Annotated in this window: 16 protein-coding genes; 6 read left to right on the forward strand and 10 right to left on the reverse strand. The window is 43.3% G+C overall.

What is annotated here, in order from left to right; all coding sequences use genetic code 11:
* Positions 1–15: 15 nt before the first annotated feature.
* Together ACFSJY_RS00850 and ACFSJY_RS00855 are read left to right on the forward strand one after the other, a co-directional pair.
* Positions 16–1,470, forward strand: coding sequence for an AlkA N-terminal domain-containing protein (locus tag ACFSJY_RS00850; protein WP_386030143.1), 1,455 nt, complete (start codon positions 16–18; stop codon positions 1,468–1,470).
* A 10-nt stretch (positions 1,471–1,480) separates the two neighbouring features.
* On the forward strand, positions 1,481–1,960 hold the full coding sequence (locus tag ACFSJY_RS00855; RefSeq protein WP_386030144.1) for a methylated-DNA--[protein]-cysteine S-methyltransferase: 480 nt from the start codon (positions 1,481–1,483) through the stop codon (positions 1,958–1,960).
* 6 nt (positions 1,961–1,966) lie between these two features.
* On the opposite strand, the gene ACFSJY_RS00860 is transcribed toward ACFSJY_RS00855, so the two are convergent.
* Positions 1,967–2,785: a hypothetical protein gene (locus ACFSJY_RS00860; RefSeq protein WP_386030146.1), complete on the reverse strand. Its 819-nt coding sequence runs from the start codon at positions 2,783–2,785 to the stop codon at positions 1,967–1,969.
* Positions 2,786–2,983: 198 nt separating this feature from the next.
* Between ACFSJY_RS00860 and ACFSJY_RS00865 the strand changes: the two genes are divergently transcribed.
* Positions 2,984–4,216 carry an NADH:flavin oxidoreductase/NADH oxidase family protein gene (locus tag ACFSJY_RS00865; RefSeq protein ID WP_386030148.1) on the forward strand — a complete coding sequence of 411 codons (1,233 nt, stop codon included), beginning with the start codon at positions 2,984–2,986 and terminating at the stop codon, positions 4,214–4,216.
* Here ACFSJY_RS00865 and ACFSJY_RS00870 read toward each other — a convergent pair.
* Together ACFSJY_RS00870 and ACFSJY_RS00875 are read right to left on the reverse strand one after the other, a co-directional pair.
* The gene (locus ACFSJY_RS00870) at positions 4,206–4,832 is read right to left on the reverse strand and encodes a TetR/AcrR family transcriptional regulator (protein WP_386030149.1); all 627 of its coding nucleotides are present in this window, start codon (positions 4,830–4,832) and stop codon (positions 4,206–4,208) included. The genes ACFSJY_RS00865 and ACFSJY_RS00870 overlap by 11 nt on opposite strands.
* 115 nt (positions 4,833–4,947) lie before the next feature.
* A complete protein-coding gene (locus ACFSJY_RS00875; RefSeq protein WP_386030151.1) occupies positions 4,948–5,973 on the reverse strand; it encodes a S1C family serine protease in 1,026 nt (341 codons plus the stop codon).
* 157 nt (positions 5,974–6,130) lie between these two features.
* Here ACFSJY_RS00875 and ACFSJY_RS00880 point away from each other — a divergent pair, with 157 nt between their 5' ends.
* Positions 6,131–6,502, forward strand: a complete 372-nt coding sequence (locus ACFSJY_RS00880; RefSeq protein ID WP_386030153.1) for a hypothetical protein — start codon at positions 6,131–6,133, stop codon at positions 6,500–6,502.
* A gap of 110 nt (positions 6,503–6,612) precedes the next feature.
* Here ACFSJY_RS00880 and ACFSJY_RS00885 read toward each other — a convergent pair whose 3' ends face one another.
* From ACFSJY_RS00885 to ACFSJY_RS00915, 7 genes are all read right to left on the reverse strand, one after another.
* On the reverse strand, positions 6,613–7,359 hold the full coding sequence (locus ACFSJY_RS00885; RefSeq protein WP_386030155.1) for an SDR family NAD(P)-dependent oxidoreductase: 747 nt from the start codon (positions 7,357–7,359) through the stop codon (positions 6,613–6,615).
* Positions 7,360–7,435: 76 nt separating this feature from the next.
* On the reverse strand, positions 7,436–10,354 hold the full coding sequence (locus tag ACFSJY_RS00890; protein WP_386030157.1) for a TonB-dependent receptor: 2,919 nt from the start codon (positions 10,352–10,354) through the stop codon (positions 7,436–7,438).
* Between the two features lie 643 nt (positions 10,355–10,997).
* Positions 10,998–11,726, reverse strand: a complete 729-nt coding sequence (locus ACFSJY_RS00895; RefSeq protein ID WP_386030159.1) for a FadR/GntR family transcriptional regulator — start codon at positions 11,724–11,726, stop codon at positions 10,998–11,000.
* A 349-nt stretch (positions 11,727–12,075) separates the two neighbouring features.
* Positions 12,076–13,119: a polysaccharide lyase family 7 protein gene (locus tag ACFSJY_RS00900; RefSeq protein WP_386030161.1), complete on the reverse strand. Its 1,044-nt coding sequence runs from the start codon at positions 13,117–13,119 to the stop codon at positions 12,076–12,078.
* A 169-nt stretch (positions 13,120–13,288) separates the two neighbouring features.
* Positions 13,289–15,307, reverse strand: a complete 2,019-nt coding sequence (locus ACFSJY_RS00905; RefSeq protein ID WP_386030163.1) for a VCBS domain-containing protein — start codon at positions 15,305–15,307, stop codon at positions 13,289–13,291.
* A 198-nt stretch (positions 15,308–15,505) separates the two neighbouring features.
* Positions 15,506–16,048, reverse strand: a complete 543-nt coding sequence (locus ACFSJY_RS00910) for a hypothetical protein (protein ID WP_386030165.1) — start codon at positions 16,046–16,048, stop codon at positions 15,506–15,508.
* 18 nt (positions 16,049–16,066) lie between these two features.
* On the reverse strand, positions 16,067–17,464 hold the full coding sequence (locus ACFSJY_RS00915; RefSeq protein ID WP_386030166.1) for a polysaccharide lyase family 7 protein: 1,398 nt from the start codon (positions 17,462–17,464) through the stop codon (positions 16,067–16,069).
* 596 nt (positions 17,465–18,060) lie between these two features.
* Here ACFSJY_RS00915 and ACFSJY_RS00920 point away from each other — a divergent pair.
* Complete coding sequence (locus ACFSJY_RS00920) at positions 18,061–21,177, forward strand: TonB-dependent receptor (RefSeq protein WP_386030168.1); 3,117 nt, start codon at positions 18,061–18,063, stop codon at positions 21,175–21,177.
* Between the two features lie 207 nt (positions 21,178–21,384).
* A complete protein-coding gene (locus tag ACFSJY_RS00925; RefSeq protein ID WP_386030170.1) occupies positions 21,385–22,266 on the forward strand; it encodes an NAD(P)-dependent oxidoreductase in 882 nt (293 codons plus the stop codon).
* Positions 22,267–22,281: the final 15 nt, after the last annotated feature.

The following is a 22,281-nucleotide window of genomic DNA, read 5'->3' on the forward strand; positions in this document are numbered from 1 at the left end:
TAATTTGATACACTGATGACCACTTTCTCAACGTTACAATTGCATTCGATGCTAAATCCACAAACCTGTCAACAAGCCAGACTAAGCAAAGACGCCCGATTTGACGGCAAGTTTTTCACTGCTGTTGTGACGACAGGTATTTTTTGCCGTCCTATCTGTACAGCACGCGCGCCCAAAGAAGAAAACGTGCGTTATTTTGAAAATGCCGAGCAAGCACAGAATGCTGGGTACCAGCCATGTAAACGTTGTTTACCAGAGTTGGCTCCTGAGCAAAGTTTGCCCGTTGAAATAAAGCGTTTAACCAAGTCACTTGTCAATGAAGGCCTGACAGTTGCCGAGTTAGCGGATAAATTCGATTTGTCGGAACGCCACGTTCGACGCCTTTTTCAGAAACAGTTTAGTATGGCGCCAAGTAAATATGCGCACCATCAGCGACTATTAGCAGCAAGAAAGTTGATTACTGGCACAAGCTTACCTGTATCCGACATCTGTTTTAGCGCGGGTTTTACCAGTGTTAGGCGCTTTAACGAGTCAGTCAAAGCGACATATGGCGAGACACCTACCCAGATGCGTAAACGCTCAGGAAAAATTACGCGAGAAAGCGAAATTACCATACTACTCAGTTATCGCCCACCTTTTGATTGGCAAGCGATGTTGTCCTTTTTTCGGTTGAGGCAACTTCCGGGGATAGAACAAGTTACTGACGATAAATACATGCGTAGTATCACACTCGATGGCAGTACAGGCTGGATAGAGGTAGAAGAAGTTCCTAACAAGCATGCGTTGAAGCTCACCCTTGCTATCGAAGACATCAGTTTGCTCAATCAGGTCATTTCTCGGGTTAGAGCGATGTTTGATCTGGACGCAGAAATGCCACTAATTCATGACCATCTGAGTCAAGATGAACTGCTAGCCAGGGTAATTCGTCATAATCCGGGTATTCGCTTGCCGGGATGCTGGGACATTTTTGAATTTTCTATCCGAGCCATTTTAGGTCAACAAGTATCGGTAAAAGCAGCCACAACATTGGCTGGGCGAATTGCCAGTCGATACGGCGGTGAACTCAATCTTACCCACCCAAGTTTACATCAATGTTTCCCAAGTGTTGAGCAATTGCACGGCGCCGACTACGAGAACATTGGGTTGACACAAACGCGCATTGCAACACTGAAACGCTGGGTAGAATTCTTCAGCAACAATGCTTCGCTTTTTGATAACTACACCGATTTAGCAGTGCTTGAGAAAACATTGACGGATATCAAAGGCATTGGGCCATGGACAGTAAACTATTTAGCCATGCGAGGTCTGAGCGACCCTAATGCATTTCCAGCAAGTGACTTAGGAGTTATCAAAGCACTTAGTGTTGGCGACAACAGGTTATCAACAAAAGCAATCATTGCACGAGCAGAGCCCTGGCAACCCTGGCGCGCTTACGCAACGCTTTACCTTTGGCTATCACTTTCTCAGTAGGAACACGATTATGTATTTCACGACTTTCCAATCACCCATGGGTGAAATTGCCATGACAGCAACGGATGAGGGGCTTACAGCACTCGCGTTTCAGGCAGGTAATGCGCCAATTTCACCACAAGTAAATGAACAAGATAATGAACTTGTTTTCGCAGATGCTAAACAGCAGCTTACCGAGTACTTCGCCGGTAAACGTGAAGTGTTTACGCTAAAACTGGCAGCAAAAGGTACACAGTTCCAACAACAAGTCTGGCAGGCACTTACTGAAATTCCGTTCGGTGAGACTGTAAGCTACGCTTGGCTTGCTAACAAAATAGGCAATGATAAAGCGGTCCGTGCCGTTGGCAGTGCTAACGGCAAAAACCCAATAGCACTTATTGTGCCCTGCCATCGAGTGATTGGTGCAAACAACAAACTGACAGGATACGCCGGTGGCCTGCCGTTAAAAGCAAAGCTGCTTCGTCACGAACAGGCCGACTTTATCGAATAATGGCTTTTAATAGTTGGGTAGTACTATCACCGTAGGCATAGGGATAAAAGGGGTGTAACACAAGCAAGCGCCTTTACCGCTAAGTTCACTTGCTGCTTTTAACGCCAGGGCATAAAGACCAATTGCCGCTAATAACAACGGACCAATGTCAGGGATTGCCGCAATGATGGCGGCAGCTGCCGCTGCTTCGCCGCGTCCAAGCTGAGCAATTAGCCAGTCAACGGCGGGCTTGTCAAAGCAAAGACAAATCGTTACCCAGCCCTGCTCAAAAGTCCACTTACCGCCATTGGGTGTGGTGCCAGACGCATATGTGGCAAGTGCATAAAAGCGATTTAACAATACTTGGCCTGTGAGTAATTGATAATTGGTAAAGCTCAACCCCATATCATAGTAACTATGGTCATACGCGGTTAACCCCATTAACTCGACACCACCAGGCACAAAAGTCTTTAGCTGGGTCTTACCTGCTACCTCTATGGGCTTGGTATACGGTTCTAATGCTTGAACGACCTCCATCAGCCGCTTCCCATGATTCAATTGAGTCGCAAATAAGTCATCTGGCATATCCTCGCAATCATCATCAAGTGACCACAGATGACTATGCCTTTCCTCCATCAACGGCACAAATGTCCCAGTGCGTGATAAGTTTATGTATTCTCTAAGTGTTGATACATGAGTGCGTTCTGCTGTAATAACTCTGGTTTCAACATGATCAACAATGGCTTCAGCCAGCTCGTCAGAGCGTGCCTTTTCTCGAATGGATTTTGCAAAGCGGGTTTTTACATACTTACTTTCTTTGCCGTCCTCATAAAATATTACTGCCATACATCCTCCTGTATGTGTAATTGATTTTATGAATAAGCTACCGAGTGAAACTGCCACTCCTTTATTCATGAAAGTGCCCTGTAACTATAGCGCTCCATGCTATTTTTGCTAACTGGTTAACCAGAATTATCACAAAACCGCTATCGCTTATTGTGAAAGCCAGTATGATGTAACAAACATGAATAACGAATACTGCCGATGAATAGTCCTGTTTTTACACCCCTTACACTGCCTTCCGGTATTAAAATTAAAAATCGCTTAGTTAAAGCGGCGATGGAAGAAAACCTAGCAGCACCAAACCAATTGCCTGGTACAGAATTGATGCACTTATATCAAACATGGGCCAAAGGTGGCGTAGGCCTAATTATTACCGGCAATGTTATGGTCGATCATATGGCGATGACAGGACCAGGTGGTGTAGCGCTAGAAGCTGAAACAGACTTAACACCATTTCGTAGCTGGGCACTTGCCGCCAAGCACAATGACACAAAAGTGGTTATGCAGATCAATCACCCAGGCCGACAAGTGTTCAAAAATATGGGTGGAAAAGTGCTTTCTCCCTCAGATATTGCCTTGGATATGGGAAAACATTCGCATATGTTTCCAAAGCCAAAAGCAATGACAGAAGAAGACATTGAAGATGTTATTACGCGTTTTGCCGTAACCGCACAAAAGGCACAAGAAGCAGGTTTTGACGGTGTAGAAATTCACGCTGCACATGGCTATTTAATTTCGCAATTTTTGTCGCCACTGACTAACAAACGTGAAGATAAGTGGGGAGGCAGTATTGAAAACCGTGCTCGCTTCTTAATGGAAGTGCTAAAGCTCGTGCGCGCTAATGTAGATGAACACTTTATTGTCTCGGTAAAATTAAACTCTGCTGACTTTCAGCGCGGTGGCTTCGATACTGATGACGCCCACCAAGTCGTGAATATGTTGGAAGGTCTTAACCTCGATTTTGTTGAACTGTCTGGCGGAAGCTATGAAGCGCCAGCAATGCAGGGTAAAACGGCTGATGAGAGAACACTTGCACGTGAAGCGTATTTCCTAGAATTTGCAGAGCAAATTGCTGCAACGGCGACAATGCCAATTATGGTCACAGGTGGTATAAAGCGATTACCCGTAGCGGAGCAAGTGCTCGCAGCCAATGTGCAATTAGCAGGCATGGCGACAGCACTAGCGATGACGCCTGATTTACCGAATAAATGGCAGCAAGATAGCAGTTTTGTTGGTGAAATTCCCACCGTTACATGGCAGGACAAAACATTAAGTGGACTTGCCACAATGGCAGTTGTCAAACGACAGCTTAAGCGGGTGGCAAAAGGAAAATCGCCTCACGATTCGCCCTCGCCGATCGTTAGCCTTATCAAAGATCAAGTAGGCAAAGCTTTACTGACGAAGCGCTACAGAAAGCAATTCATCAAAGAATAAATTCGCCAAATATTTGCTGGATGTGAATTCGAATCACCGTTGAAAAATCGACTTTGAACATTGAGAGCTCAGGTGTTTCAAGTGCCTGAGCGATAACCTCGCCATGTGAACAATTTGCCCACGCGCCGATCACACAATGATGCATCATCAGAAACAATTGCGTGGTTTGCTCTGGTGTCGCAGACAGGAACTGTGACATCAGTGTCATTTTGTCTGCGAGCTGAGCAGCCAATTCACGTTTAAACGTAATAGCTTCTTCTACCGTTAAATTGCTCTCTAATACGGTATGAAGAATACAAGTGAGTTTGCAATACATCGGTGCATCTGCCACCCCCTTTGCCAACGCGTCAAGAAAAGGCATCTGATTGAGGTTTTCTTTAACGTTTGACACCATCACTTCAAGGTTTTGTTCATAAAGCGCAAGAAACAACACTTCTTTATTTCGAAAATAGCGATACAGCGCAGCCTTTGTAATTCCCACATCGGCAGCAATATCAATAAGGCGTATCGCGTGAAAGTCTTGCTGCTCGAAACGGCGTTGTGTTGCGGTAAGAATTTGCTGAATTCGCTGCTGCCTTTGTTCAGCACCAACAGCGCGTTGTTTAATTTGTGTCATTAAATCGAACGGGAGATAGTTTTGGTTATAGTAGCACTTTTACTCGTTCTTAAAAATCGTCTAGACGTTTTAATAAACGCCTAGAGCCGCAAATTTAAGCGATTAGTTGACTGGTTTAGTCGACTTCCCAGAAGGTTTTCTCCATTTTGCCATTACGTAAGTACTTGAAGATAACTTTGTCACCCTTGCTGTACTCTTTAAATCGATTACGAATTTCAATAGCAGATTTAACATCTTTTAATGGAATGCTAGCAATCTCCAGAATAATGTCGCCACCAAGCAACACGGGAGTTCGTCCAACCATGACATTAACAAACCCACCTTTGAACCCTAAACGATCAGCCAGCGTGTTAGGCACTACTTGCTGAATTAGCGCACCATGACCATAAGGGTTATTCAACGCTAATGCTTCATCTTTACTCAACATATGCGGGATCGCGCCGAAGAAAACACTCGGCGCATTTTCCATTAGCGTATGAATGGTATCCGTCGATACCGAAAAGCCGAGACCATTGCTACCGCCGGAACTAGAAAGAATATGACTAACAATACCGATGATTTCACCTTCCAAGTTAAACATAGGACCACCAGAGTTACCTTGGTTGATAGCCGCATCGGTTTGCAAAAAACGAGGTTTCAATTCAGTACCCGGCACTTTTTCTTTATCACGAATTCCACTCAAATAGCCAACTGATAAGCTGTGACTCACACCAAATGGCGCACCGATAACAATAATTTGCTCACCTACTTCATAGTCACCCGGTTTAGCCAGCTTCAGCGGCTTAACTGAACTTGGTACTTTGTATGCTTGGATCATGGCGAGGTCTATTAAACTGTCCACCCATACCACATGGCCTGATGTTTTGGTGCCATCATTAAAAATTACTTCAATGTCTGTAGCCTTATCTACCACATGAGCAGCAGTCAGAATGCGTCCCTCTTTAGATATAACCGCGCCAGAACCAAGCGAGTCAGCTGTAGACACCTTGAATCGGACTTGTCCAGGTTTGGGCTCTGCAAGTGCTTTTACATGCAATTCAACGACACTGTCGTTAACTGATTGATAAAGCTTTTGAATGGAGTTATTCGCAGACGCGCAAAAGCTCAACGCTAATGCCATAAAACATAACAGTTTCTTCACTAAACATTCCCTTTTAACATCTAAGACTCACCTCGATTGTAGCGACCTTTGTATAACAATTCACCAACACTTTGGTGAAATTTTTCCCTACTTATCAACACTTAACTTAACTGCTAATATGCGAGCGAATAATCAGAAGTCATGTTGGAAGTACGTGGTGGAAATACTTGCAGTTTTAGCGTTAGCATTTTTGGGTTGGTTGGGGTGGCAACTATATCGAGCCAAACAATTCAATCAGTTTAAGCTAATGATCCAACAAGAGTTGGCACCAAAAGTCAGAGCTAAACTAGTCATTGTTCTTGAAGAATCTAGATCAGAGCTCACCCCAAACACAGAAGCACATATAGAAGCCAGCCAAGTGTTTTGGACTATACACCCTGCCCGTACCATCCAAGCCGCTTTTCACTTTAATGTAATAGACAAAAGCTGGTTAGAGGAAACGGGAAATATGCGCTTATGTCAGCACTTGATGGCAATTGATAGCGACAAGCTTGCTGATATAAAAGAGCTAGAAGAAAGCCACAAGTAATACGTATCCACCGTCCGCATACCATCAATTGGCTCAGAGGCACATTGCCTCTTCACTAGTTGACGGCGAAACGTGATTAAGATAAAACGCATCGAATGACATATATCCCGCTACGAAAATAGCAAGCCCCCATTAATATCAATACAGTTGCCAGTCATGTAAGAGGCATCATCACTCACTAAGAATGTCACGAGTTTGGCAACCTCTATGGACTCCCCCTCACGCTTGAGACATGTTGCACCAGCAACATTCTTTCGCACATTGTCCTGCGTAAAGGTATTATGGAAGTCTGTATTTATCATGCCTGGGCAAACGCTATTTACGCGAATATCCGGCCCAAGTTCTTTAGCTAGTCCGCGAGTAAAAGTCATTACAGCACCTTTAGCCGTTGCGTAAGCGACCGCACCAGGACCTCCGCCGTCGCGGCCAGCTTGAGATGCAAAAGTAACGATAGAACTACCCGGTTTCATGTGCGGTATGCAGGCTCGACTCATCATAAACAGCGATTTTAAGTTTACATCGATAACACTGTTCCAATGTTCGTCCGACATTTCATCAATGTTAACACGGCCGATAAGCCCACCAGATACATGCACCAATGCATTAAGTAGACCAAACCTCTCTAGTGTACTTTGCACAATTCGATCGACATCAGCTTGCACCGTTAGATCGGCTTGCAATGCTAATGCGCTTTGCCCCAGCGATTCAATTTCAGAAACAGCTCTTTCTGCAGATTTGCTGCTCGCCAAATAAGTAATGACAATGTTTGCGCCTTGTTTTGCCAAGTCAATGGCACATGCTTTGCCAATGTCTCTGCCACCACCGGTAACCAACACAACTTTTCCTGCTAAAGACATAAAGCCTCCTGTGAACATATTGATTTGAAGGATAGGAAAGAAAAAAGCCCAAGGTTTTATCCTTGGGCTTTCGTTGCTAGAACTTGTAGCTTGCACCGAATGTGATGCGTCTATCTGGCAGACCAACGAAACATAGCAGCGCATCTTCTGCTACACAGTATTGTTCAATACTTTCCTCTGTTAAGTTAACCGCCTCAATACCAATATTGAATTGATCATTTACATCATAACTAAGGCTGGCATTCAACTGGCCTCTGTCGTCCGTAACAACTGGGAAACTGAGCGTACTTGAGCCGCTAGAGTTTGCACCACCTGCAAAGTCTTGTGTACGGAACGCTTCACGCCATGTGTAGCGCATACGAGCTGATAAACCGTATTTCTCATAATACAGAGTGAAGTTATATGCATTTTCAGAGAAATCTAATAACCCACGGTCAATACAAAGTTCACCAAGTACCGTTTCACCACGGCCTGACGTACAGTCTTCTACTGAACCACCAGAGAAGTCTTGTGTCGTGTAGTTAGCAATAATACCAAAACCTGAAGCCCAACCTAGCTCGTCTTCAAACTCAGAAAGGCCATACTGGAAGGCAAATTCAAAGCCATCGACTTCAGTAGTATCTGGGTCATTACCTGGCATTGTTTGGTCAACACACATACCAATAATACTTGGGTCACCTAATTGGTTCGCTTCAGCAATTGGGTTCCAGAAACCACCGTCTTCACAAACTGGACCTACTTGGTCACGCTCTAAGCCGCCAGTCGTCGTGTCGGATGGATAAAGCTGTGCACCTTCAAAATCAGTACCGAAAATATTGGTACGTTCTTTCTTGAAGTAGCCTATGCTTGCTAGCGCACCTTCAGCAAAATACCATTCAACAGACAAGTCGAATGAATCAACTTCCTCAGGCTCCAGTCCTGGGTTACCTAAGTCTACAGCATCATTTTCACTAGTATCTAAAGAATATCCAACACCTAGCTGATCAAAATCAGGGCGACGAATATCTGTACCGTAACCGACACGAAGCATTACATCTTCTGCTACATCAACAACAACGTTGATACGAGGTAATACGAAGTCATAGCTACCTTTAGTAGAGCCTAAGACACCGTTTTGGAAACCTGTCGACGTTACGTCGGTATCGATATAGCGAACACCAATGTTACCGCGAATATAGTCATCGTATTCAAAATTTGCTTGTGCATATAAAGCTGTTGTTTCTTCTTCAACTTTTCGGTAACCCTGATCATTTTCAGCAATTTCACGAATACTCGCGTCTGGGTTGTGATTTAGTGTGGCATTTTTTAAGGTATTCCAAACGCCTAGCGCATCTTCGAATGACTTATCTGGGTCAACAAGTAGGAAGTTTTTGATAAACAAACTTCTGTCATCGCCGTCGCCGTAGTTTGATGGACCTTTAACAAGTAGATCAGCAAAAGCAGAACCGTTTGCACTGTCTACCATTTTACTAAAGCCACCTATTTTACCGCTGACGTCTCTGAACTCATGCTCTGTTTCACTGTAGCGAACACCCCAGTCAACCGACGTAAGCATTGGCACATCATCTAAGTAGTAACTAAAATCTACGCGAATGGCATTTTCTTCGTTGTCATTCGTATCACGTCCGTAGTCAACTTGATCGAGTACTACGTTGTTAGGATCCAATAACTGGTCTACGGTAGGTGCGTATTGATTGTCAAAGTCGATACCAAACGCCAAGGAATTTCCTGATAGGTCATATTTGAATGGCACACAGTTATCATTACTTGAACCATCAAGCGGACAATTTGGGTTAATAAAGTTAACCGTTGTATTTAGTGTAGGGCTTGACGACTCAGACTCTGATGTAGAGATTTCTGCACTGATAAAGAGATTGTCACCTTGCCACTCACCGCCAATAGCAAACAAAGACGTATCAGTGACACGAGAACCCGTTTCAGTTGTGAAACGTAGGTTAGGATCATCATCGTCTTGGGATAAATCAGGGTGTAGCACCCCCACTAACGCAGCTTGGTAAGTAGGCAAACCATAGCCATAGTTAATTTCTTCAAGTTGCGATGGGATGCTTGATGGGTAATTCTTTAGCGCACTTACACCCGATGCTTGAAGTCGGTACTGATCTCGGCTTCTTTCCTGGTCATTAATAACGACATCGGCATGAAATTTTAGGTTTTCAGTTGGCTCCCATTCAAATGTGGTTGCGATGTTAACTGTTTCGTAGTCATCATTTTCTTGTTCTTGAACTAAGAACTGAATACCTTGATAGCCAGCATCTGCAAGGTTATCACGGTCAGCACGAGGGCGGAAAGAAACCGCTTCTTGCTCTGTGTAACTACCGCTGATAACGAAACCAATTCTGCCGTGATCTGTTTCCCAGTTATTACCAAATGCACCAGATAAACGCGGAGATAGATCTTCATCGCTCAAGCTACTATCCTCAGCTTGAAGTCTGATAGAGCCTAACATTTCTGATAGTTGCAGCGGTCGAATAGTACGGAGGTTTACGGTACCACCAACAGAGCCTTCAATTGTTTTAGCTTCTGGCGCTTTAGTCACCTCTACCGCTGAGATAATCGCAGGGTTTATATCTTCAAAGCTAATACCATTTCGACCTGAGCCTGCACCAACTGTCGATACACCATTAATTTCAACGCGGTTAGCGTTAGTACCACGGATTTGAACGCCAGTACCTACACCTGCGGTTCTTGTAATTTGAACACCAGTCACGTTTTCAAGTACTTCCGCTAAATTCTGGTCCGGTAATTTACCGATATCAACAGCGTTAATAACTTCTTTGAGATTGTTAGCGGACTTTTTCTCAGCAAGTGCACTAGCTAGCGAGGCGCGAATACCTCTAACTTCAATGACCTCTACATCATTGTTTGTTGCTTCTTTCGATCCCGACTCTGCTTCTGCCGCAATAGCTGACATTGACATATTCAATGTAGTAGCAGACAAAATCGCTATCGTAATTTTCGATAATTTGTTTTGCATGTATGTGTCTCCCCTTTACTTCTTCTACCTTAGTCACTTTTATATTTTTGGTATGACCAATGATGAATAAACAGCGTTTAATTTTGTAATCTATTTGTAAAACATAAACACTGAGATCTTTTATAGGGCATTTAATAACCAATTTCAAATTATTTTTGACCAATAAAACCCTTTTGGTCTTACAATAATGCCAAACAAACAACATATAAAATGCAATAGAAATACTAAATCCATTGTCAGACAAGGCGGGCAAGACAAATTGAGAGTCTGACTATTTCGTATCTTTAAATGAAAATATTTTTGTCATATTAAAAACGATTTAGATATAAGCCAGGTTATAAATGCTCCTTCACTCAACCTATTTAAAAGTGCAACGGTAAATAAAAAAGGCTGGTCTGAGAAACAACTTTAGAAATTGCATATTGTTTCAATTTGAAGTTCAGAAAAGAAAATTATGTGAGCAGAGAGTTGCAGTAGCTTTTAACGGCTTATTAGCCTTAGTCGACAAGAAAAGTGGTTGACCAATATGAAACTTGTTTAATTCACATATTAGGACATATTTGGCCAAAACAGATATAAAAAAGGCTAACAACTACAGGTTGTTAGCCTTTTTTATATCTAAAGCTGATTTTAGTATTTTGATTTACGCTTGTCGCTTGATCGAATAGAGATCGCGCTTCTCACTGGCTTTACGCTTAATTTCTTCCAACGCTCGCGTCTCTTCTGCGTCGAATAGTGTATTAATTAGGCGGTCGAAATGCTCATGCATTGCAGTACGTGCTTTAGTGGCATCGCGCAATTTAAGCGCTTTGTATATTGCTTTGTGTTCTGCAATTGTTCGTTGATTGTCTTTGCTACACACGCTGTCGTAATCTTTGATCACTTCAATCGAAGATGCTCTCAAATCCCAGAGGTTTTGTACTAAGTTTTTCATTGCTTCATTGCGGGTAGCGTTGGCAATAATACGGTGGAAGCTTTTATCCGCTGCGTCCATGTTTTTGCCTTCTTCCATATCAACAAGCGTTTGATTTAGTTCAACTAACTCATCATCAGATATGGTTGTAGCTGCAAGCGCCGCTACTTCTCCTTCAACCAGCGCTCTTGCTTGAGTTACTTCAAACGCGTTTATCTTTTGTTTAGCGTGCTCAGCATTAGACGATGCTAAGACATATACACCTGAGCTGGTTTTTACTTCAACGCGACCACGCACTTCTAAAGCTATGATAGCTTCTCGAATGGTTGGGCGACTAACGTTAAACTTGCTAGCAAGTTCACGCTCTGGCGGCAACCTACTTCCAGCAGGATAATCCCCAGAATTAATAGATGCCTCAATTAACTCAACAATTCCCCAGAAGAGTCTTTTCGATGCCATGTTAAACCCCGACGCTGATAGTTAAGATGTTACTCACGCATATTGGCGAACTACACTAGCTCTATACCAATGCATGATAGTTAATACTCACATAATAAAGGGTTATATTCAACATGTAAAACCAATAACTGATAAATTAGCGAATATATGGTTAGGCCAAAGTAAAATTACTGACCAGCTAGACAGTACAGCTGAATTATTTTCATTTATACATTAAGTATCAGCAAGTTAGAATGAAAAAATTAAATACAGTGTGTAATTTTGATTAAAATAGATGACCTTTGGCTTTACCAAAACTCATCTATTTCTCCGCCGCTTCTTGTTCGTCAAGAAACTGGGCCTGTTCAACTTAGGGTTGAGTAGAGTGACTCAGTGTTAATGCAGAAAAGGTCACGCTCGTATAGTCACCATTAGCTTTGTCTGTCACCCAATTACCCGTGCCTGAACACCCTGCGTACCAAATACCATCTGCATCTTTAGTAGAACACTGATTGTATGCCCCTGCCTTAAAGTAGTGCCAGTCGCCTGTGTAGCCTGCGGGGTTGTCTTTTTTATCAATTTCACCGTACGCATCGACATTATTTGATAAGTCGATTTGGTAGTTGACCGTTTCTTTGTTTGCCGCCGAAAATGTGAGGTACATGACATTACCCACGACATTAATCGTGTAGCTGAACTCTTCACCAAGCGCGATACCATCATCCAGTGGATCAGCAGGGTTTTCCCAAGTATTGCCCCACACAGGGTAAGCGATATCCGTGCGGTCAGGATCGTCTTTGGCAAGGTTGCGCTCATAATTCCAAAAGACAGAACCTGTATTGTGCTCAGGCCATTTCTTGTAATAAATTTTGATCGGTTCATTGCCATATCCAAAGCCATTGCCTTCAGCAATTAACTCTTTATCTTTACCTGCGTGAATTTGACCTACAACCACAGAGTAAGCAGGTTTTTTAGCATGCTTAGCGTTTTTAGCAACATGATTTACTTTTAGTGTTGCGTCTAATCGACCGCCTATTTGGTTGAACAAGTCTGCATCTGGGTGTGAAGCAAGCGCGAAATTATTACCATATGATTTGGTGCCGATAGAAGTATCTAAGCCTCGAATCATCTGCCTTAATTCACTGCGTGTATTTGATGACGTTTGTGTGGTCACAGCTTTATTTGGTGAGGTAAATACTAAGTTACCTTGATTGTCTAGATAGAAAAAATCAGGGTGCTGATAGGACTGCAGTTCTTTAGTATTAATGTCATCAGCCTTTCCATTACCGTCACTATCAAGCGGTACAGTTATTTTCCAATGAGATAAATCAAATTTATCTGCAGGCTTTTCCGACGTGCTTGCGCAAGCACTTGCTAACAATGCTAATGAAACGCATGCAACCAGCTTATGCATCTTCTTCTCCATTTCTACCTCTTCCAAACTTTCTTAATCGCAATGAGTGCAGTGGTATGAATACTTCACTTGCAGCTATCACGCTTTATAGGAAGGTCTTTATAAAAAAATAGCGCGTTCGGCTGTGATAACCAATACGCGCCATTAATACATCAAGTAACCCAGTACTCTACTTACCTTTAACTGCCACAACTACTTCAGCAGAATTCGAGTTATAAGGCGATGCTGCATTATCCGTATCTAATGAGTCACCTTCTGCGTATCCTTCAAAGTCATCTTCGAATACAATCGCTGTTCCCGCCATATCAGAGTATAACTTCACGTCATCCACAAAGTACGCTGCTGCTGGAATTGTTGAACTGTTATCACCTAACTTGAAAATTGCGTAGCGAACACCTGTCATTACATCACTTAATGAAGACGACGCAGATGAGAACGCTTCAGTCGTCACGCTTGTGCCGTTAATTGTCACCGTTACCAGTGGCGCAACTGATGCTGAGGCAGCAGAAGCATCCCACGTCATTTCTACATCTGTCCATACATCTGGCACAAATGGAATAGTCACTTCAATATCATCTTTGTCGCGAATAACAAACTTATTTGCTTGAATACGAAGGTCTACAATGGCGTTACTGGTGCTGGTTGATTCGCCAAACAAACCAATATAAGCATCTTTGGCTACACCATCTGCATTAGTAGCGTTGTCTTCCTTGAAGAAAGAGACCGTTAATTTACCTTGCGGAATGCCGGCATCTGCTTTGTAACGAAGTTCACCAGCATCATCTGTCATGTTATCGGTAATCTGCGCCACTTGGTTATCAGGATTTTGAACGCCAGCACCTGTACCAGGACCATCAATGGTATCCACAACAGTTTCTGCAGTACTTGAGTTGTATGGTGAATCAGCATTATCTGTATCTAAAGAGACGCCGTCAGCATAGCTTTCAAAGTCATCTTCAAACAATACTGCTGTACCTGCTAGATCAGAGTACAGTTTTACGTTATCTACAAAGTAGGCCGCATCAGGAATAGTCGAGCCATTGTCACCAAGTTTAAATATTACATGGCGCATACCTGTCATTACATCACTCAGAGAAGAAGATGCAGACGAGAATGCTTCTGTCGTCACACTTGTACCGTTAATGGTAATAGTGACTAATGGTGCAACACTGTCAGATGCAGCAGAAGCATCCCATGTCATTTCTACATCAGTCCACACATCAGGAATGAATGGAATAGTCACTTCGATATCGTCTTTATCACGAATCACAAACTTGTCTGCTTGAATACGAAGGTCAACAATGGCGTTACTGGTGCTGGTTGATTCGCCAAACAAACCAATATAAGCATCTTTGGCTACACCATCTGCTGTTACGGCATTATCTTCTTTTAGGAAAGATACGGTAAGCTTACCTTGTGCTACTGCCGAATCTAGTTTCAAACGAAGTTCACCAGCATCATCGGTCATGTTATCGGTAATACGGGCAACTTGTGTTGGCTCTCCACCACCGGTATTCGGCGCACCAAAAATAGTAATAACAAGCTCTGCTGCTGTGCCATCTACCGACGCAATTGCGATGGTGTCAGTTACGGTATCGTTTTCATCCACTAATGATGAGATTGTTGAGTTTGTCGTATCAAGCGTATAAACCCATGCACCCGTCGCATCAATTGAAAATACACCGAACGTTGTGACTACATCAGATTGCGGCTCAGCTATATCCTCGCCTGGGTCGTCATCTTGAATAACCACCATACCGGTTAGTGCTTCAGTCACATTGTTGGCAACACTTGCAGTTAAACCGCTAAATGTAGCAGGCACATCTACGCCCGCTACGGCAGATGTACCAGAAGACTTAATTCTTTCTTCGTAGTCATCATTATCCGTGTAAGCAACTGACACTGAAATACTTGCACCTACTTGCGCATCAGTCAGTACTAAAGTGCTGCCAGATGCGCCAGAAATTTCTGCATCATCTGCCATCCACGTATAACTGATTGCTGAGCCATCAACACCGTTAGCATCCGTTACGGTGGCCGTTAACGTTTCCCCAACTAAAGGTGTCCCTGAAAGTGCAAGCTGACCAAATGAATTACCGTTTTTGTCTGGCAAACTATCTGAATCACAACCAGCTATGGCGAGTACCATCGCTGCCATTGCAACTTTTTTGTTCATTTGTATTTTCATTATTATAATCCTGTCGTCTCTGGTAAAACAATCAAGTCAAAGATTGGTTTACGTTTTAGTATTTTATTGTATAACCATTTTGTCAACCACTTTGTCGAGACTTACTTCTTTTTTGGTATTCCAGAGCCTGATTCTTTGGTCTCATGTGCATCTTAAAGCGTAATAAATTCAGCAACCTAAGGTGTTACAAAGATCCTTTTAGCTCTCCTCTAACTCCAGTGTTTCTAAGCTTTCTCGCGCAAGTGCCAACCATTTCTTTTTGTATTTTTTGTCAGTGGTAATAAAAGAAATAAAGGTAAGCTGTCCGTTTACTGGTAAGGCATAAGTAAGGTTGTATTGATACTTTCCAACACCTTTTGTTTCGTATTCATAGACAGCTATTTTGGTGCCTAGCCGCGTGTAAACCTTGTCCTTCTTCCAACTTGCTTTACCACTGGCCTTTCTCAGCATATTTGAAATAGACTTGTGGATTTTATTCATGTCTTTCTTGCTTGCCGGTGTTGGGTATTGGGTAAACGTAAAACTGACACTGTTGTCCCCATCAGTAAATGCAAACGAAGGCGGCACCGATTGTTTGCCATAGCGTTTATTCAGCGCGTTGTTTGACAGTTGCTTGAGCTCGGTTGGCAATGCAATACCAAGTTGGTTCTCAAAAAACTGATAATGTGTCGTGTTGCCTGCATACGCCGCAACACTCGTGGATAGCGCGAATAATGCGGCGAGAAAATGTTGTAGCTTCATATAAGTTCTCGATATTTATTAGTTGGTTGGAGAATAGCCATCGTGGCTATTCTCAATTCGATAGAAGGTTGCTTGCACATAGTCATGGCGATCACCCGAGTTATTTTGATTATACGTACCAGCTTTGAAGTACATGTATTGCCCGCCTTGATCATAGCCACTGGCAGACATGTCTACCTGCTCTGATACCTCGCTGCCATCAGCTTTAGTGATAGCAACTGTAAGCACGTTTGCATCAACAGATATGCGATAGCTAAAACGCTCGTTAAGTGGGATACCATCTGGCGGATTGCTGGCACTATTGCCACGGCTGCCGATTAATTCGTAGTAGGTATCTTCGCCACCAAGAAGCTCATGCGCTATGTATATAGCGCCATTGACGTTGTCTGGCAGTTTACGGTAGTAGAGACGAACAGGCTCATCATCATTCGCATGTATCTGACCAATAATCACCCGCCCAATTTGGTAACCTTCACCGGTAGTCGTAACATGGTTTACCGCCAATTCAGCCAACATTTCACCATCTATTCCGCCCGCATTGTTTTGATCAGATAGTGGTGCAGACGAAAAAACCCAGTTGTTTTGATTCACGCCTTGTGTGCTGAAGTTCGTATTGCCCCTGCGCAACATTTCTCTGAGTTCAGAACGCACATAATTGGTATTAGTAGAGGTTTTATAGCCGGATACTGACGTACTAAACGTAATGCCACCATCTTTAGAAAGCATAAAAAATCTAGGGTCGAAGTAACCTGCTGCCAGATCTTGCTCTTTAATGCTATCTGAGCGGCCATTACTATCTTCATCCGTCGGTACACTCAAGTACCAATCCACTAATTCAATGTCATGACTAACATTTTGCTCACAACCAAACACTTCAACCTCAAGCAATTCGCTGGGCTGTGATAGCGAAGTACCGGTTAAATCGAATCTTATGTATTTAGCTGTTGCACTTGTTAGAGACGTCAACTCGGTTACATCTGGAATCAACGCATTCACTTGGCTTTGCTCTTGGTTAACCAATAATTGCCAGTTCTCATTGTCTTTAGAAGCAAAGACACTGAAATGATGAGATACCTGATTGTCTCCCCATGTGAGCACCGCTTCTTTAACCAAAGCAGGCGCCGCAAGTTTTATAACAAGCGAGTTATCAATCAAGGGTGCTGTCCAGCTTGAATTGTGGGTCTTATCTTGATCGATCAACTCGGCAATACTTTCAGAAGGTGATGTGTCTTCGCCCGTTGAATACGCATCAGAAAGTTCGAGTTTGTAACTGACATCACAGCTAATGTCTGCGATATCAATTGGCGGCGTCGTAGGTGTTTGAGAATCCCCCGGTTGTGTTGGCGATCCAATATTATCGGTTGCTGGTGAGTTTCCACCAGCAGAGCTACCGCAGCCCACTAAAATTAAACCCATACACGTGACCAAAGAGACGAAGAACGCATGATTTCTTTCCCTCATTTTCCTGCGTATGTCCAGCTTAATAATTAAGGGGTTCAGCAAACTAGTAAGCAAATTCATTGTCGATATTTAACCATTTGTCTAATCACTAATTCCGATCAACTAACCTATGATGTCGAACACAGAATATAAGGTAACGCCCCCTATCATCTGAAAAATCGCCATACTCAGTCCTCGTTAATGAGCGAATACTGCTCAGTACATTACGAAGATCTTTACACCACAGAACACCTTTTGGTCAACCAAAAAAGGCTTTTTGGTTTTATTAAAAGAAATTTAGGATATGCTACAAAGTTCACTAAACATAAGGCTTGTAGCGCAGACATCAAATTCTAGAGATATTTAACATCAACTAACCAACAAAAACACTTACATATATTTTTCAAACACTTAATAGCAAAAACAGGCTTCTACATCAATATTTTTGGTAATAACTAAAAATATAACCAATCACATTATTGTTTTACCAAAATGGTTGACAATACGATTTTGTATTGCTTGAATAAGGCTAAATCGACATATAAAAAAACTATAATTAATCGGATAAAACAATGGCTACTACTAACAAGTTAAACAAAGTCAGCTGGGCAATACGCCACGGGGACAGCGACCGAAAACAGCCGTATAAGCAACTGTTGTGCGCATCTACATTACTTACCTTGATGGCTTTCCCTGCGACCGCAGAGCAAGAAGCAGAACAAAAAGTTGACGCTGACGAAGTAGAAGTAATCGAAGTTCGCGGTGCCTTACAAAGAACCATGACACGTTCTTTGGCAGAAAAGAAAAACAACACTGCGATTGTAGATGCTGTTGCCGCCGCAGATTTTGGTGAATTGCCAGGTCTATCGTTATCCGATGTTATAGAGAACATTTCAGGTGCTTCTGGTCACCGTCTAAAAGGCAGCCAGAACGAAATTTCTATCCGTGGTTTGGGCTCTTACTGGGGCTACTCAACGTTTAATGGTCGAACAATTACCAATGCCGGTCCTGGCCGAGCAGTTAACTTCAAAAAATTCCCATCAGAATTAGTCGATAAAGTCGTCATCTACAAATCACAACAAGCTGACTTAGTAGAAGGTGGTACGTCAGGTACCATAGATGTGAATTCTTTACGCGCAGTAGACTACGGTGAAGAGCAAACCACTTTCCAAGTATCAGGTATTTATAACGAATACTACAACGATATGGAAGGTGGTGACATCTCTCCGTGGGGTGGAAAAATAGTCGCATCTACCGTTCAACAATGGGAAACCGACTACGGTGACATGGGTTTCACTCTTGGTCTTAACCACACAGATTCAGCGAACCCTGAAGAAAACTATGGCGGTAGCTCGCAAATGGCGGTGTGTGCCCTGCGCGCAGCTGATGGCACACCATTAGTTGGCGGTAGCAACTGTGCAACAGGCCAACAAGGCGTTAGTGCAGGCCGTGTAGGCCGAGCACCTGAACTCGGTGTTGATACTAACTTGGAAGATTTCGACCAAAGCAGTATTTTCTATGTACCGAATGACGCTTACTGGCGTACAGGTGAAGATGAAGATATCCGTACCGGTGCTGTATTTACCTTCCAGTGGGTACCTAACGACAAGCTAAATATCAATGCCGACATCGAGTACTCTGATTTAGAGTACACAGAAAAGCGTATGGAGCTAGCCCTTGATACGCGTCGTGATGATTTAGCTGACCATATTATTTCCGACGATCACACCTTACTTTATGCAACGGGCGAAGCGCGCCCAACATTGCAAGGTGAATTCCGAAACCAAGAAGATGAATATCGCGGTGGTGGTTTAGAAATAGAATACCAAGCCACTGACCGCTTGGCGCTAGCACTAGACTTATCTTATTCGAAATCTTACCGCTACCGTTTACGTCATCGCACAAAATTCCGTTCAACAGAACGATATAACTACGCTTTAGATTTCCGTGGCCGCAATGTACCGACATTAACATGGTTAGACAGTAATCGTTTAGGCCCTGGCGATTCTGGTTTTGCGTCGTGGGAAGCCTTCGATGCGAGCTATATGGGTAACTTTGTTCACGATGATCATGCATATGTTGAATACCGACGTACTCACGAAGAGCGTGAAGATGATATTTGGGCAGTCGACTTTAGCGGTGAATATGAACTAGACAACGACTACTTCTCAAGCATCAAAGCAGGTGTTCGCTACTCTGTTGAGAACTTGGTTGATTACGTCAATAACGACGTGTCACTCGTCATTGCTACGGGTGAACAGCGCAACGGCGCAAGTGACAATGAAGATAACAACTGGGACGAACTCAACCCAGAAGCAAACTCAGCGTTAATCAACGGCATTATCAACAACTGTGTTAACGATCACGAAAACGATATTCAGTTTGTTGAAGAACCTGGTGAAGGTGGTGATGCCACTCAATACGCTACTTACGACCACAAGTGTTTTATTGGTCAAGTGTTAGGTCAGTTACCTGGCGCAACGAGCACCGATTTTTACGATATTGGTGAGCGTGAAGATGGCCGTGACGGTGGTGACCGTGATGTAGAGGAAACAATCACCGCAGCTTACATCATGGGTAACATTGATACGGAAATAGCAGACATTCCGGTGTTCGGTAACGTTGGTGTTCGCGTTGTAAAAACAGAGACGCATTCTGATGGCTGGGGTGACAAAGTTTACATCACCTCTCGCGAGACAGATGAAGGCGACATTGTTTGGGATTCAGTGATTAACCCAACGGGTGAAATTGAGCGTGTAACGCTTGATTCAGATTACACCGAAGTGCTGCCAAGTTTGAATTTAACGTTTGTTGTACGAGATGACCTTTACATCCGTACTGCCGCATACCGCTCTATGTCTCGTTTCCAAATGAATGCAATGTCTGCAGGTGTAAGCTATGAAACCTGTGAAGATGAAGACGACACGGTATGTGATCCAAATACCAATACCGACTACTCAGAAGTTATCCGCGGTGGTGAAGCAAATGGTAACCACTTAGACCCATACACGGCAGATAACTACGATTTATCATTTGAGTACTACCCTTCTGAAGATGCTGCAGTCAGTCTAGCGCTTTACTACAAGTCATTCACGGGTGGTTATGAAACACTTACGGAACAGCGTGATATTACGGTAAACCTAGACGGTGTGGACAGCACATACCCTGATGTCAGCCATATCGTAAAACAAACCTCAAGTGATGAGTCCACCATAAAAGGTTTTGAAATTACGGCACAAAAACATTTTGTCGAACTGCCAGAACCATTCAATGGCTTAGGTACCAAAATCGCCTGGAACCATGCTGATTCAGACTTTGTAACTGACGAACCAGCAAGCCCAGGTATCGTGCCAGATGCTAACTTATTCGGTTTCTCTGAAGATGTAGCTTCAGCATCTATTTACTGGGAAGGCGAAAAGACAACCGTGCGCTTGTTATGGAAGTACCGTTCAGAGTACTTACAACCTAACAGCCTGCCATTCCCAGATCGCTCACACCGCTATGTGCAGGATGCGACTTACTTAGACATGTCAGCGAAATACAAACTGAACTCTAACGTCAGCTTCTTCCTGAAAGGTTTGAACTTAACCGATGAGCCACAAGTGATGACACGCGGTAATGACACCACTATCGCAGACTACTCGCGTTCGGGCACTAAATGGGAGTTTGGCGTAAAAGCGAAATTCTAATGAATATCTAAGGTTACTTTTTAACGGTAACCCAACAATTTAGGTAAGTAGTGCTCGCTGCTACTTACCGCAAATAAAATAGGCGGAGTGCTGTAAGGCCAATGAGCATGACATTCCAACAATTAACTTGAAGTTTAGTGCAACAAAACAAGAGCAAAATTCGCTAAAACGCTCTGCTGCACTGATGAACTTAATTAGGAGTATATGATGTCAAAACCAACGATTGGATTTATCGGTCTTGGCCTGATGGGCGGCAATATGGTCGAGAACCTTCAAAAGCGCGGCTATCAGTTAACCGTAATGGACTTAAACCCTGACGCAGTCGCGACATGTGTTGCACGTGGCGCAACAGCAGCAAGTTCAGCTAAAGAATTGGCAGAAGCAAGTGACATTGTCATGTTGTGTTTAACGACTTCAGCGGTTGTTGAAAAGCTTATTTATGCTGACGATGGCATCTTAGCTGGAATGAAAGAAGGCTCTGTATTAGTTGATTTTGGTACATCAATTCCTGCGTCAACGCGCAAGATTGGCGCTGATTTAGCGGCTAAAGGTGTGGGTATGGTTGATGCTCCGCTTGGTCGCACACCAGCTCATGCAAAAGATGGCCTATTAAACATTATGGCAGCGGGCGATATTGATACGTTCAATAAAGTTAAACCTGTACTTGAAGATCAAGGTGAAAACGTATTCCACCTTGGTGCTTTGGGCGCTGGCCACACAACAAAACTTATCAACAACTTTATGGGCATGACAACGGTAGCCACTATGTCGCAAGCCTTCGCTGTTGCGAAACTTTCAGGTGTTGATGGCCAACAGTTGTTCGACATTATGTCAGCGGGCCCTTCTAATTCTCCATTTATGCAGTTCTGTAAATTTTATGCGGTAGACGGTGAAGAGAAACTCGGTTTTTCTGTCGCGAACGCAAACAAAGATTTGGGCTACTTCCTAGAGATGGTCAAAGACTTGGGTACTGAATCACTTATTGCAGAGGGTACTTCAGCAAACTTGCAAGCAGCTGTTGATGCGGGTCTTGCACAAAATGACGTACCTGTAATCTTTGATTACTTTACAAAATTAGCGAAAGCATAACGCTCTGTCCAACAG

It is taken from the genome of Thalassotalea euphylliae, from assembly GCF_042682785.1.
GTDB classification, from domain to species: Bacteria; Pseudomonadota; Gammaproteobacteria; order Enterobacterales; family Alteromonadaceae; genus Thalassotalea_F; species Thalassotalea_F euphylliae.

What these genes read in the sequence shown, in the direction of transcription:
- ACFSJY_RS00850 (WP_386030143.1), top strand. Translation starts at nt 16, where the DNA reads ATGACCACTTTCTCAACGTTACAATTGCATTCGATGCTAAATCCACAA.
- ACFSJY_RS00855 (WP_386030144.1), top strand. Translation starts at nt 1,481, where the DNA reads ATGTATTTCACGACTTTCCAATCACCCATGGGTGAAATTGCCATGACA.
- ACFSJY_RS00860 (WP_386030146.1), bottom strand. Translation starts at nt 2,785, where the DNA reads ATGGCAGTAATATTTTATGAGGACGGCAAAGAAAGTAAGTATGTAAAA.
- ACFSJY_RS00865 (WP_386030148.1), top strand. Translation starts at nt 2,984, where the DNA reads ATGAATAGTCCTGTTTTTACACCCCTTACACTGCCTTCCGGTATTAAA.
- ACFSJY_RS00870 (WP_386030149.1), bottom strand. Translation starts at nt 4,832, where the DNA reads ATGACACAAATTAAACAACGCGCTGTTGGTGCTGAACAAAGGCAGCAG.
- ACFSJY_RS00885 (WP_386030155.1), bottom strand. Translation starts at nt 7,359, where the DNA reads ATGTCTTTAGCAGGAAAAGTTGTGTTGGTTACCGGTGGTGGCAGAGAC.
- ACFSJY_RS00890 (WP_386030157.1), bottom strand. Translation starts at nt 10,354, where the DNA reads ATGCAAAACAAATTATCGAAAATTACGATAGCGATTTTGTCTGCTACT.
- ACFSJY_RS00895 (WP_386030159.1), bottom strand. Translation starts at nt 11,726, where the DNA reads ATGGCATCGAAAAGACTCTTCTGGGGAATTGTTGAGTTAATTGAGGCA.
- ACFSJY_RS00900 (WP_386030161.1), bottom strand. Translation starts at nt 13,119, where the DNA reads ATGCATAAGCTGGTTGCATGCGTTTCATTAGCATTGTTAGCAAGTGCT.
- ACFSJY_RS00905 (WP_386030163.1), bottom strand. Translation starts at nt 15,307, where the DNA reads ATGAAAATACAAATGAACAAAAAAGTTGCAATGGCAGCGATGGTACTC.
- ACFSJY_RS00910 (WP_386030165.1), bottom strand. Translation starts at nt 16,048, where the DNA reads ATGAAGCTACAACATTTTCTCGCCGCATTATTCGCGCTATCCACGAGT.
- ACFSJY_RS00915 (WP_386030166.1), bottom strand. Translation starts at nt 17,464, where the DNA reads ATGGGTTTAATTTTAGTGGGCTGCGGTAGCTCTGCTGGTGGAAACTCA.
- ACFSJY_RS00920 (WP_386030168.1), top strand. Translation starts at nt 18,061, where the DNA reads ATGGCTACTACTAACAAGTTAAACAAAGTCAGCTGGGCAATACGCCAC.
- ACFSJY_RS00925 (WP_386030170.1), top strand. Translation starts at nt 21,385, where the DNA reads ATGTCAAAACCAACGATTGGATTTATCGGTCTTGGCCTGATGGGCGGC.